Consider the following 13,056-nt stretch of genomic DNA (forward strand, 5'->3'; position numbering starts at 1 on the left):
CTGGACGGGTCAGAACGGTAGTTGGACGTCAGGGGCGACGTTGTGCATCTGCGAGCGGAACAGCTCCTGGATCCGCTCCAGCTCGGCCTGGCTTTCCGCTTCGAAGCGCAGCACCAGCACCGGCGTGGTGTTGGATGCACGCACCAGGCCCCAGCCTTTGGGGTAATCGACGCGCACACCGTCGAGGTTGGTCACACTGCCTTCGCCCCACTGACCTTCACGCTGCAGGCGCTCGATGATCGGGAACTTGGTCTGCTCGGTGACCTGCACGTTGATTTCCGGGGTCGACACGTCGTTCGGGAACGCGGCGAACACCTGCTCGGCGGTGCGCTTGTCCTGGCTGAGGATTTCCAGCAGGCGCGCGGCAGCGTAGATGCCGTCGTCGAAACCGAACCAGCGTTCCTTGAAGAACACGTGGCCGCTCATCTCGCCGGCCAGCAGGGCGCCGGTTTCCTTCATCTTCTTCTTGATCAGCGAGTGACCGGTTTTCCACATTACCGGGCGACCGCCGTAGCCGCTGATCAGCGGGGTCAGGCGGCGGGTGCATTTGACGTCGAAGATGATGTCGGCGCCCGGGTTGCGCGACACCACGTCCTTGGCGAACAGCATCAGCAGGCGGTCCGGGTAGACGATGGTGCCGGTGTTGGTGACCACGCCCACGCGGTCGCCATCGCCGTCGAAGGCTAGGCCGACGTCGGCATTCTCTTCCTTGACCTTGGCGATCAGGTCGATCAGGTTCTCGGGCTTGCCCGGATCCGGGTGGTGGTTGGGGAAGTTGCCGTCGACCTCGCAGTACAGCGGGATCACCTTGCAGCCCAGCGCCTCGATCAGCTGCGGGGCGATCACCCCGGCAGCGCCGTTGCCGCAATCGACCACCACGCGCAGCGGCTTGGCCATGGCGATGTCGCTGCGGATCTGCTCCAGATAACGTGGCAGCAGATCGACGCGCTCGACGCTGCCTTCGCCGCTACTCAGGTCGTTGGTGTCGATGCGGGTCTTCAGCGCCTGAATCTGTTCGTTGGCCAGGGTGTCGCCGGCGATGACGATCTTGAAGCCGTTGTAGTCCGGCGGGTTGTGGCTGCCGGTGAGCATCACCGCAGTCTTGCCGGCCAGCACGTGGGCGGCGAAGTAGACGACCGGGGTCGGCACCATGCCGACGTCGCTGACCTGGCAGCCACTGTCGGCCACGCCCTGAATCAGCTGTTCCACCAGGCTCGGGCCGGACAGGCGGCCGTCGCGGCCAACGGCGACGTTCGGCTCGCCTTCGGCCAGGCTTTGCGAGCCGATGGCGCGGCCGATCCAGTAGGCGGTTTCTGGGGTCAGGCCTGCGCCCACCACACCGCGGATGTCATAGGCTCGGAAGATGTCTGCTGGGAGTTTCGGGGCTTGCGGCGCGGTCATGATCGGTGTCTGCTCCAGTCCCAGGAGATCCTGGTCGTCGTCGAGAATGTCGATATCGAGAATATCGGTGTCTTGAAACAGCGGATTCACGAGATCCGCCGGCTTGGCTGCGACGCGACTACTGGGTATTTCACTGGCGGTGATGTCCGGGCGGGTCGCCACGGGTTCCTGGGCGCGACGGGGCAGTCGGCTCAGGCTCTGTGCCAGGTGGTGCAGGGCGGGCAGGCTCAAGCTGAAGGCTTTGACGGCTTTGCCCGCGGAGAGTTCTTTAACCAGTTCGGCCAATTGCGCAGTATCGCGATCCAGGCGCTGCTGCAGGCTGCGTTGGGTCAGATAAAGACCGGCCAGCGCACCGATCAGCGCAACCAGCAGCGCGAGGCCCAGCAACAGGGGCGACAGGCCTGAGGCGCCGAGGCCTGAGGCCGGCGTGAAGTTCAGCGTCCAGTGCGGGTTGCCGGTGGCGAACACCTGGGGCGCGCCTTCGGCCTGGCCGCGCTGGGCCAGCACCTGGGCGGCGCCGGCATCGAAGCGTTGCACCAGCTGGATCTGCCCGACGTCCGCCGGCATTGGCGGCAGGTTGCCGAGCAGCCGGTTGAGGTCGACGGCCAGCAGCAGCGTGCCGACCATGGGCTGTTTGTCGTCCTGGCGTACCGGCGCCACGCTGTAGGCCAGCCAGCGCTCACCGACCTTGTAGGCTTCCACGGCCGGCGCCTGACCGGCTTCCAGGCGGCGCAGCAAGTCCAGCGCGGCGAAGTTCATCGGCGCGCTGCGCGAGCTGTCCGGAACCGCCTGGCCAGGCAGGTTGAGCTGGGCATCGACTACACCATTCCAGTAGCGCAGGCCGTTCTCGGCATTGCGCACCTGGGCGTCATCGCCACTCTGCAGGGCTTGCGAGAGCGCCGGGTTGCGCGCTGCGGCGAGGGTGTCGGCGCTGAGTTGCTTGAGGGCTTGCTGCAGGCTGGCCGCCTGGCTGCTGCCCCAGGCCTGGCTGAGCTGTTGCTGCTGTAACTCTTGCGCCGGGCTCACCGCGGCGAACCACAGGATGGCACCGGCCAGGGCCACGCCAAGGGCGGCGGCGATCACGCCGGGGGCCAGGTCGGCCGATGCCTTGCTCTGGCCGCGAGTGGCGGGTTTCGAGTCGCCGGGGCGTTCTTCCTTGGGCGCGCGTTTGAAGCCTTTCATCCGACGTCTCCTGGCGAGCTAGAAGGGGATCACTTGGTGCCCGAGTGGCCGAATCCACCGGCACCGCGTTCGCTGTCGTCGAATTCCTCGACCACCTCGAAACGTGCCTGGATGACCGGTACCAGCACCAGTTGGGCGATACGTTCACCCACGGCCATCTTGAACGCGCTGTTGCCGCGGTTCCAGCACGACACCATCAGCTCGCCCTGGTAGTCCGAGTCGATCAGGCCAACCAGATTGCCGAGCACGATGCCGTGTTTGTGGCCCAGGCCGGAGCGCGGCAGGATCAGGGCGGCCAGGCCCGGATCGGCGACGTGTATCGCCAGGCCGGTGGGAATCAGCACGGTCTGGCCCGGTTCCAGGGTCAGGTCTTCCTTGAGCATGGCGCGCAGATCCAGGCCGGCCGAACCGGGCGTGGCGTAGGCGGGCATGGGGAATTCGCTGCCGAGGCGGGGGTCGAGGATCTTGGCTTGTAGGGCGTGCATGGGGCGATCAGGGTTTCCGTGCGAATGAATGTCAGTGTTTGGGTTGCTGCGCGGCGATGAAACTCACCAGTTGGCGGGCGATCTTGCCCTTGCTGGTCTGCGCAAAGCTGGTCTGGTGCAGCGCGCGATCGATGATGGTGATCGCGTTGTCTTCGCTGTTGAAACCGATGCTCGGGTTGGCCACGTCGTTGGCGACGATCAGGTCGAGGTTCTTGTCCTTGAGCTTGCGCGAGGCGTACTCCAGAAGGTTCTCGGTTTCGGCGGCGAAACCGACGCTGAACGGGCGATCATCTCGGTGCGCCAGGGTGGCGAGGATGTCGGGGTTGCGCACCATCTGCAACAGCAGGCCGTCGCCACTGTTGGGGTCTTTCTTCAATTTGTGCTGGGCGACAACTTCCGGGCGGTAGTCGGCCACCGCCGCGGCGGCGATGAGAATGTCGCAGGGCATGGCCGCTTCGCAGGCGGCGAGCATGTCGCGGGCACTGACCACGTCGATGCGGTTGACCCGATCCGGCGTCGCCAGGTGCACCGGGCCGCTGATCAGGGTGACCTTGGCGCCGGCTTCCATGGCTGCCTCGGCGAGGGCGAAGCCCATCTTGCCGGAGCTGTGGTTGGTGATGTAGCGCACCGGGTCGATGTTTTCCTGGGTCGGGCCGGCGGTGATCAATACGTGTTTGCCGGTCAGCGCCAGGTGCTCGAAGCAGTCGGCGGCCAGGTGTGCCAGGTCGTCGGCCTCGAGCATGCGGCCCAGGCCGACGTCGCCACAGGCCTGGCTACCGGAGGCCGGGCCGAACATTTTCAGGCCACGGCTGCGCAGCAGCTCGACGTTGGCCAAGGTGGCCGGGTCGCGCCACATCGCCTGGTTCATGGCCGGCGCCAGGGCCACCGGCGCATCGGTAGCCAGCACCAGGGTGGTGAGCAGGTCATCCGCGACGCCCTGGGCCAGGCGCGCCATCAGGTCGGCGGTGGCCGGCGCGATCAGCACCAGGTCGGCCCAGCGTGCCAGTTCGATATGGCCCATGGCGGCTTCGGCCGCCGGGTCGAGCAGATCCAGATGCACCGGGTGGCCGGACAACGCCTGCAGGGTCAGCGGGGTGATGAATTCGCGACCACCCTGGGTCATGACCACGCGCACTTCGGCGCCCTGATCCTTGAGGCGGCGGACCAGCTCGGCGCTCTTGTACGCCGCGATGCCGCCACCCACGCCGAGGATGATGCGTTTGCGATACAGCCGCTGCATAACTCTGCCTTTGTCGTGTGTAGTTACAGACGCAGGTGCCCGAGACCTCCCCAGGCCCGGCGCCCCGCGAAAAACGCGGCTACGATAGCACAGCGGCAGCAGGGGGGCAGCGGCGCGCCGGGCGACGATTCGTCGGCAGCGGACTGGATGGGCAAGGGGCGTGCGATGAGCATTCGTGAGTGGCCTGCGGCAGAGCGCCCGCGGGAGAAATTGCTGGCCCAGGGAGCGGCCAGCCTGACCGACGCCGAGCTCCTGGCGATCTTCCTGCGTACCGGCGTGGCCGGGCAGAGTGCAGTGGACCTCGCGCGCCACCTGCTCGCCGATTTCGGCAGCCTGCGCGCATTGCTTCAGGCCGACCTGCCGTCCTTCTGCCAGCACCTGGGCCTTGGTCCTGCCAAGTTCGCCCAATTGCAGGCCGTGCTGGAAATGGGCCGTCGCCACCTGGCCGAACAACTGCGCCGTGATTCGGCCCTGGAAAGCCCCCAGGCGGTGCGCGATTACCTCAAGGCGCAGCTGCGTCACGAACCCCACGAAGTGTTCGGCTGCCTGTTTCTCGATGCCAAGCACCGGGTGTTGGCTTTCGAGGCGCTGTTTCACGGTTCCATCGACAGCGCCAGCGTCTACCCGCGGCAGGTGGTCAAGCGCGCCCTGGCCCACAATGCAGCGGCGCTGATCCTGACCCACAACCATCCCTCTGGCGTCGCCGAGCCGAGCCAGGCAGACAAGGTGCTGACCCAGCGCCTCAAGGACGCCTTGGCGCTGGTCGAGGTGCGCGTGCTCGACCATTTCATCGTCGGCGACGGCGAGCCGCTGTCGATGGCCGAGCACGGCTGGATGTAGCGGCGACTCGGCAGCCGTCAGCGGGCCTTGAGCAATTCGCCGACTTCCAGCAGCACCATTTCGTTGTCGTCTGCTTTGTTCGGTTCGCGGCTGCTGGAGAACGGCAGGTTGTTGTCGTTGCCGACCACGATATGCCGATCATCGACGATGTCGACATTCTCGATGGTGAAGAACGGCAAGGTCAGCACGCCGTCGTTCAGCGGCTTGCGGGCGATGCGCTGCGGGTCCTGGATGGTGAGCAGGTCGATGTAGCCGACCTTGCGCACGGCCTGGCCGACGTTGCCATCATCGAAAGCGACCTTGTAGACGCGCTTGAAGCGGGCGATATCCGAAAAACAGCGGGTGCCTTTCTCGCCAGGCGGGCAGGCCTTGTCCGGCGTGCCTTCACCATTGTCGCGCTCGATGATCAGGCCGCTGGCCGCATCGATCATGTTGAAATCGCCGATGGCGTGGCCGGGTTGCTCCAGCGGGTAGAACCAGTGGCGGCCCGTCCAGGCCTCGCTGGCGACATCGAATTCGAGCACGCGCAATACGTTCTTGCCATCGCGCTGCTCGGCACCCTTGCTGGCCGCGTCCCACAGCGGGCCTTCCAAAAGCGCGTAGAGCTTGCTGCCGTCCTTCGCGGCGGCCATACCCTCCAGGCCCTTGGAGCGGCGCACCTGGAAGTTCATGGCGTCGGCCGGCCAGGCGGGGGGCGTCAGGGCGGGGTTGTCGGGCGAGCGCACCGGTTCGCCGTCGGCCTCGACATCGAGCACCGCCTGTACGCGGCCCTTCATGTCTGTCTTGATCAGGTAGGGGCCGAACTCGTCGCCGATCCAGATGGAATCGCCGATCAACTGGACGCTTTCCGGGTCGAAGTCTGCGCCGCTCAGGTAGCGCGTCGGCGTGCCCTCGTGAACGATGCGGAACGGGACCTTCTTGTCCGGGTCGCTGAGAAACACCGTGTTCAGCCGCTTGAATTCGCCGCTCTTGAAGTCGATGGCGTAATGGTTGAGATAGAGCATGGCGTCGGCGGAGTTGGCCTTGGTGCCGAAGCCGTTGTCGGTGAGTACCCAGAAGCTGCCGTCCGGCATGTGCTTGATGCCGGAGTGACCCTGCAGTGGCTGGCCTTCGAAGGGCAGTGAGAGGCCGGTGGGGCGATTGGCCGACAGGCCTTCGAGGCTGCCGACCTGTTCATTGCGCTGACCGTTGGAGAATTTGCCGCTGAGGGTGAAATCCGCCGGCGCGTCGGCGGGCGGCTGGATGAAGCTGGCGGCCGGCAACACGGCATGGCCAGCCAACGTGGCCGGATAGTCGGTGGCGGTGTCCTGAGCCGCGGCGAGCGAGGCCCAGCAGAGCGTGCTGGCCAGTAGTGCGTGAAGATGAGTGAGTCGACGCATACCTGATGATTCCCTGCGCTGAAAAGCCAACAGGGTGCGGCAGGCGTATGTCATGCCGGTGACAGAGCCCGGCATGGTTACCGCGGCCGGGCTGCCACCATCATGGATGGCAGCCCATCTGCGTCACGGCACGCTGACCTTGGAGAAATCCTGACGGCCGAACGGGCTGACGCTGTAGCCCTCGACGCCCTTGCGGGTCAGGGCATAGGCGGTCGGGTGGGCCAGCGGCAGCCACAGCGCCTGCTGCTGGATGATCGCCTGGGCGTCCTTGTACAGCGCGCTGCGTTTGGCCTGGTCGCTGACCGCCTTGCCATCGGCGATCAGCTTGTCGAGCTTGGCGTCGCAGAAGCGTGCGAAGTTCAGGCCGGACTCCACCGAGGCACAGGAAAACTGCGGGGTCAGGAAGTTGTCCGGGTCGCCGTTGTCGCCGGCCCAGCCCATGAACAGCAGGTCATGCTCGCCGGCCTTGGCGCGGCGGATCAGTTCGCCCCACTCGATCACGCGGATCTGCGCCTTGATGCCGACTTCGGCCAGATCGGCCTGCAGCAATTGTGCGCCCAGGCTGGGGTTGGGGTTGAGCAGGCTGCCCGAGGGGCGCGTCCAGATGGTGGTGCTGAACCCATCGGCCAGCCCGGCCTCTTTGAGCAGGTCACGGGCTTTTTGCGGGTCATGGGCGTAGCCCGGCAGATCGCTGGCGTAGCTCCAGGTGTTCGGCGGATAAGGGCCGTTGGCGGGTTCGGCGCTGTTCTCGAACACGGCCTTGAGGTAGCTGCTCTTGTCGAACGCCAGGTTGATGGCCTGGCGCACGGCGGGCTTGTCCAGCGGCGGGTGCTGGCTGTTGATGGCCACGAAGGCGGTCATGAAGGCGGCGGTCTTCACGGTGTCGAGGTCGGCGTCCTTGCTCGCCGCTTCGACGTCGACCGGTTTGGGCGACAGGGCAATCTGGCATTCGCCCCGGCGCAGGCGTTGCAGGCGCACGTTGGCATCCGGGGTGATGGCGTACACCAGCTCGTCGACCTCGGGCTTGCCGGCGAAGTAGTCGGCGTTGGCCGTGTAGCGCACCGCGGCGTCCTTCTGGAAGCGCTTGAACACGAAAGGGCCGGTACCAATCGGCTGGCTGTTGAGTTTTTCCGGTGTGCCGGCCTTGATCAGTTGGTCGGCGTATTCGGCGGAATAGATGGAGGCAAAACCCATGCTCAGGGTGGCGAGAAAGGTCGCGTCCGGTTTGTTCAGGGTGATGCGTACAGTATGTGCGTCGACCTTCTCCACCGTCTTGATCAGCGCCGGCCATTGCATGGACTGGGCATGGGGATAGCCGCTGGTGGCCGTCTTGTGCCACGGGTGGTTGGGGTCGAGCATGCGCTGGAAGCTGAACAGCACGTCGTCGGCTTCCAGCGTCGGGCGGCTGGGCTTGAAGTAGGCGGTGCGGTGCAGCAGCACGTCCGGGCGCAGGGTAAAGGTGTAGCTCAGGCCGTCGTCGGAGATCTTCCAGCTGCTGGCCAGGCTCGGCTCCAGCTTGCCGCTGGCGGCGTCGAATTCGACCAGGCGATTCATCAGCACGTCGGCCGAGGCATTGGTGGTGGTCAGGGAGTTGTACTGCACCACGTCGAAGCCATCTGGGCTGGCTTCGGTACAGACGCTCAGGGTCGCGGCCTGGGCGAATAGCGGGGCGACGAGCAGCGGCAACAGGGCAAGGCGCATAGTGATCTCCTGAACGTAACGGCGCGCATCCGGCGGGCCGGTCATGAAATACTGAGGGGAGAGAGGGTCGCGTTAACGCGTGGACAGACCCTAAACGATAAGATGCAGGCTAACAATGCAATACGGCGACGAGCGGTCGTTCGCGTCCATGCCCGACGCCTGGGGCTCAAGCCCCGAATGGCCTGGATTTTAAAGTGCGCTCGCGCTTGTTGCTGTGGGGGCTTTCTGGTATAAAGCAGCGCTCTTTTCTAGGGGCCCGGTTGCTTGATCGCGATCTATCACCGGTAAGACCCTGAAGAAACGCGGCGCCCAGCGCCGAAAAACAGAGATTAAGCGGCCAACCCATGCCGGGTTGGGCATGTGGTTTTAGAGGGCTGAGGTATGTCGAGAGTCTGTCAAGTTACCGGTAAGGGTCCGGTAACCGGGAATAACATTTCCCACGCAAACAACAAAACCCGTCGTCGTTTCCTGCCGAACCTGCAGCATCACCGCTTCTGGGTCGAGTCTGAAAACCGCTTCGTACGTCTGCGCCTGTCCACCAAAGGCATGCGCATCATCGACAAGCGTGGTATTGACGTAGTGCTGGCCGAGCTTCGTGCTCGCGGCGAAAAGGTTTAAGGAGACTGTCATGCGTGAACTGATCCGTTTGGTGTCCAGCGCCGGTACCGGCCACTTCTACACCACCGACAAGAACAAGCGCACCACTCCGGACAAGATCGAGATCAAGAAATACGATCCGGTCGTCCGCAAGCACGTTGCGTACAAGGAAGCCAAGATCAAGTAATTGATCGGCTGACTCGAAAAGCCCGCCCCATGGCGGGCTTTTTCATGCCTGCGATTTGGCGTGCCGCCGGTCGTTCAGGGCGCCGGTCGTAGCGTCAGCGTGCTGCGCGTATGGGCGGTTACGTCGTCGGTATTCAGGTGCTGCGGCACGTACTCGCCGTGTATGAAGCGCTGGGCCTGGTCGCTGTAGTGGCGGTCGAACGGTACGCCGCTCTGGCCCAGCGGGTTGATACCCAGGCTGTTGTCGGCATCGGCCAGGTCGACCAGCCGCCGCGTCGAGGGCCCGTAACCCACTGCCCAGGGCGCCGTGCCGATACGGTGCGACAGGTTGTTGGGCATCTCGTGGCCACCGGGCGCCGGCAGCGGGCCGATGTTGAGCAGCATGCTCAGCGGCCACTGTACGCCCAGCGGATGCTGATGGGTGAGGGTATGGGCCTGGCCCCAGCGCCATTGCGCCGGATCGTCGCCCAGGGTGGCGCGCAGGTGCTGCACGGTGGCGCGCCAGGCTTCGGCCACCGCTTCGGCGCGGCTGCGCGGCTGGCCATCGGCGCGCGCCCACCAGGGAGAATCGGGGGCAGCGGTCAGGCGCGGCAGTGCGCTGTCGATCATTCGCGTCGACAGCAGTTGCTCGAAGGCCTGCGCGCCCAGGCGCGGCGCCAGTGCAGTGCGGCCCAGTTCATAGGTGAGCTGGTTGAACAGCGTCGCCGGCAGCGATTGCAGCGGGTGATCGCCCTGCCAGGCTGCCAGAGCCTCGACCAGCTCCCGCTCCTGTTGGTCCGCAGCAGCGGCGCGCAGCTCGCCGAGAATTGGCGCCAGCAACCGCGGCCCGTAGGCTGTGCCGGTATCGAGCTGAAGAGCCCGGCTGTTGTGCAGGTCCCAGCGCACCTGTGGGTCGGCCAGCCGTTGGTTCAGGCGTTGGCCGCGTTCCGGCGGGTTGTAGTAGCCCGGAATCTCGATGCCGCTCGCCGGCAGCGGTTGGAAGTTGGCCGAGACGATGTAGCCGCGCGGTGGGTTCTCTTCCTGCGGGTTGGCACTGAAGGGATGAAAACCCGGTTTGTCGGCGGCGCTCGTGCTGCCATCGAGGATGAACGCCGGGTTCACCCCGGTGGGCCGCATCGGCAGCTTGGCCGCGGCCCACCAGGCGATGTCGCCGCTGGCGTTGGCCCACACCAGGTTGAGGCCCGGCGCATGGATGCGCTCGGCGGCGGCGCGGCCCTTTGCCAGGGTGTCGGCACGGTTCAGGCGGTAGAAGGCGTCGAGTAGCGGGTTTTCGGTTTCCAGAAAGGCCCACCACATGGCGATCGGCGTGCTGCCGGCGCTGTCACCCAGAGCATCGTTGATGATGGGCCCATGGGGCGAGCGGCGCAGTTGCAGGGTCACCGGCTCGCCGTCCTTGACCCGGATGACTTCCTCGCGCTGCTGCAGATCGACCCAGCGGCCCTGGTACCAGACCTGGGCAGGGTTGTCCGGGTTGAGGCGTTCGGCGACCAGATCCATGTCGTCGTTCTGGAACATGGTCAGGGTCCAGGCGAACTCCCGGTTGTGGCCGAGAAAGGCCACCGGGGTCGCGGGCTGGTGATGGCCGTAGAGTTCGAAGCCCGGGTATTTGAGGTGCGCCTCGTACCACACCGACGGTGCCGAGAAGCGGATGTGCGGATCGCCAGCCAGCAGCGGCTTGCCGCTGGCGGTGCGGGCGCCGGCCACTGCCCAGGCGTTGCTGCCCTCGAACTGCGGCAGGCCGCTGTCAGCCAGGGCCTGATCGCTCAGGGCGGCGATCCGGTCGAGCATCCGCCAGTCGTTTTTGCCCAGTGCCGTGTCGAGCACGCCCTCGGGGTGCCAGTCGATATCGAAGATCGCCAAGTAATCGCTGCCCAGTTCATCACGAATGCGCGTCAGTAGCGGTTCGCTGCGCAGCGCCGCGGCGAAGCTGTAGGCCAGGTAGCCGGCGATGGACAGGGTGTCGGCTGCGGTGAACGGGCGCTTCTCGATGCCCAACAGATCGAACTCCAGCGGCGCCGGGCGACTGTTCTGGTACTGGTTGATGCCGTCGAGGTAAGCGGCCAGCGCCTTGCCATGGGGGCTGTCGGGGTCAAGCTCGCGGGCTTGCTGGTCGGCGCGTTGGCGAATCTGCAAGGTGCGGAACAGGCGATCGGTGGGCAGCAGTTTGGCGCCGAGCACTTCGGCCAGCTCACCGCGGGCCAGGCGGCGCAGCATCTCCATCTGGAACAGGCGATCCTGGGCCTGTACGAAGCCCAGGGCGCGGTACAGGTCGGCTTCGTTCTGCGCCTCGATGTGGGGCACACCACGCTCGTCATAGCGCACCTGCACCGGTGCGCCGAGGTGCTGCAGCGCCAGCTCGCCGCTACGCAGCGGCCGCTTGTCGTGCAGGTACCAGGCGCCACCACCTGCGACAGTCAGCAGGACGACCGCCAGGGTGATCAGGGTGCGTCTCATGCTGCCGTCCTTGTCTCACGCGGGCCGCCATGCTGCGGGCAATCAGCACGGACTGCAAGGCGACCTGCTCAGGACGTGACGCGGGTCTGACTGGTCTGGAACTGCCCGCACAGCCCGTTGAGGTGCTCGGCCAGGGACGCCAGGCGCTGACTGTCGCCGGCCACCTCGCCGGCATCGCGAGCGGTGTCACCGGCCACCTGGCGCACCTGTTCGATCAGCCTGGCCACTTCGGTGGTGGCCGCCAGCTGCTCGCGGGTGGACACGCCGATGGTCTGGATCGCTTCGATGGAGCGGTGCACGTTGTCCAGCAGCGCCACCGTACGCTCGGTATGGCCGACGCAGCGGGCCACGCCGGCGTGGCTTTCGGCCATGGCGCTGACCGCGTTGGCCGAGCCCTGCTGCAGGCGACTGATCATGCCCTGGATTTCGCCGGTGGCCTGTTGGGTACACTGCGCGAGCTGGCGTACCTCATCGGCCACCACGGCGAAGCCGCGGCCCTGTTCGCCTGCCCGTGCCGCTTCGATGGCCGCATTGAGGGCGAGCAAGTTGGTCTGCTCGGCCACCGAACGAATCACCTCCAGCACCCGGTCGATGGCCTGGGCCTCGACGGCCAGTTGTTGCACCACGCCGCTGCTGCTGTCCATCTGTCGAGCCAGGGTGTGGATTTCGCTCTGGGTGTCGCTGATCGCCACGGCCCCCGCAGCGGCATCGGCATCGGCCTGGCGAGCGGTATGTGCCGCCTGCTCGGCGCTGTTGGAGACGTCGCCGACGGCATGGCTCAGCTGCTCGATGGCGCCGCCCATCTGCGCCGTGGCATCGAGCAGCGCATCGGCGCAGTGATTCAGTTGCTGGGTCGACTGGGTGAGGCGCTGGCTGGTGTCGCGCAGCTCGTCACCGGCGCCGATGACCCGGCTCACCAGATTGTCGAGCAGCGCCAGGAAGCGGTTGAAGCGCTGCGCCAAACCGTCACTGGATGGGCTGCGGTAGGCCAGATCCACCGGCTGGCCCTCGCGCAGCAGGTGCGCCGAGGTGCGTTGCAGGTCTTCCCCGGCTGCGGCCTCGCGGGCAGCGTGGCGCGCGAGCACCAGCAGAATGGCGGTTTCGACGATCACGTAACCGGCGTGGATGAACACCACGTGCCAGCCGGAGCCCGGCTGCAGCAGGTAGATGCCGTTGTCGCCCTGCTGCAATGCGAAAAAGCTCAAGTGGTGCACGGCGATGGTGCCGGCCGCCAGGAGAATGGGCAACCAGTCGCGGTAGTAGACCAGAAAGGCCAGCAGCACGAAGACGCTGAAGTGCGTCTCCACCATGCCGTGGCTCTGCTGGATATGCAGCGCTGCCAGCACCATGAAGGCCACGGCGATCAGGCAGCGGTACAGGCGCGTGCCACCGACCATCGCGTAGAGCGTGCTGAGCGTAACGGCGGTACCGCCGCCGATGATCAGGGCGGCGGCCCAGGTCGCGTGCCAGAAGGCCAGGCCCAGCGCGTACAGCACCATCAGCCAGACGACGCACAGCATCAGGCGATCGGCCTGGCGATAGAAATGATCGTGCATGGGTGTCCGTTCCTGTCGAGGCGGCGCTCAGAAGT

At 66.0% G+C, this 13,056-nt stretch carries 10 protein-coding genes; 3 read left to right on the top strand and 7 right to left on the bottom strand.

All coding sequences use genetic code 11. From position 1 onward, the window contains the following. Positions 1–9: 9 nt before the first annotated feature. From algC to coaBC, 3 genes are all read right to left on the bottom strand, one after another. Entirely contained in the window at positions 10–1,401 is a 1,392-nt protein-coding gene (algC, locus tag BVH06_RS25885) for a phosphomannomutase/phosphoglucomutase (protein ID WP_218189091.1), read from the bottom strand. 1,211 nt (positions 1,402–2,612) lie between these two features. Next, the gene (gene dut, locus BVH06_RS04340; RefSeq protein WP_075929363.1) at positions 2,613–3,068 is read right to left on the bottom strand and encodes a dUTP diphosphatase; all 456 of its coding nucleotides are present in this window, start codon (positions 3,066–3,068) and stop codon (positions 2,613–2,615) included. Positions 3,069–3,099: 31 nt separating this feature from the next. Beyond that, positions 3,100–4,308, bottom strand: a complete 1,209-nt coding sequence (gene coaBC, locus BVH06_RS04345; protein ID WP_075929362.1) for a bifunctional phosphopantothenoylcysteine decarboxylase/phosphopantothenate--cysteine ligase CoaBC — start codon at positions 4,306–4,308, stop codon at positions 3,100–3,102. A 165-nt stretch (positions 4,309–4,473) separates the two neighbouring features. Here coaBC and radC point away from each other — a divergent pair, with 165 nt between their 5' ends. Continuing rightward, complete coding sequence (gene radC / locus BVH06_RS04350; protein ID WP_075929361.1) at positions 4,474–5,148, top strand: DNA repair protein RadC; 675 nt, start codon at positions 4,474–4,476, stop codon at positions 5,146–5,148. 17 nt (positions 5,149–5,165) lie between these two features. On the opposite strand, the gene BVH06_RS04355 is transcribed toward radC, so the two are convergent. Beyond that, positions 5,166–6,527, bottom strand: coding sequence for an esterase-like activity of phytase family protein (locus BVH06_RS04355; protein WP_139315567.1), 1,362 nt, complete (start codon positions 6,525–6,527; stop codon positions 5,166–5,168). 123 nt (positions 6,528–6,650) lie between these two features. Beyond that, positions 6,651–8,228 (bottom strand): ABC transporter substrate-binding protein, encoded by a 1,578-nt coding sequence (locus tag BVH06_RS04360; RefSeq protein ID WP_075933322.1) that lies wholly within the window; start codon positions 8,226–8,228, stop codon positions 6,651–6,653. Positions 8,229–8,609: 381 nt separating this feature from the next. Between BVH06_RS04360 and rpmB the strand changes: the two genes are divergently transcribed. Then, entirely contained in the window at positions 8,610–8,846 is a 237-nt protein-coding gene (gene rpmB / locus BVH06_RS04365) for a 50S ribosomal protein L28 (RefSeq protein WP_013793374.1), read from the top strand. Between the two features lie 10 nt (positions 8,847–8,856). Then, on the top strand, positions 8,857–9,012 hold the full coding sequence (rpmG, locus tag BVH06_RS04370) for a 50S ribosomal protein L33 (RefSeq protein ID WP_013793373.1): 156 nt from the start codon (positions 8,857–8,859) through the stop codon (positions 9,010–9,012). A gap of 74 nt (positions 9,013–9,086) precedes the next feature. Here rpmG and BVH06_RS04375 read toward each other — a convergent pair whose 3' ends face one another. Together BVH06_RS04375 and BVH06_RS04380 are read right to left on the bottom strand one after the other, a co-directional pair. Further along, positions 9,087–11,465 (bottom strand): penicillin acylase family protein, encoded by a 2,379-nt coding sequence (locus BVH06_RS04375; protein WP_075933323.1) that lies wholly within the window; start codon positions 11,463–11,465, stop codon positions 9,087–9,089. Between the two features lie 68 nt (positions 11,466–11,533). Further along, positions 11,534–13,021 carry a methyl-accepting chemotaxis protein gene (locus BVH06_RS04380; protein WP_075933324.1) on the bottom strand — a complete coding sequence of 496 codons (1,488 nt, stop codon included), beginning with the start codon at positions 13,019–13,021 and terminating at the stop codon, positions 11,534–11,536. Positions 13,022–13,056: the final 35 nt, after the last annotated feature.

The sequence above is a fragment of the Pseudomonas sp. PA27(2017) genome, assembly GCF_001945445.1.
Taxonomy (GTDB): Bacteria; Pseudomonadota; Gammaproteobacteria; order Pseudomonadales; family Pseudomonadaceae; genus Aquipseudomonas.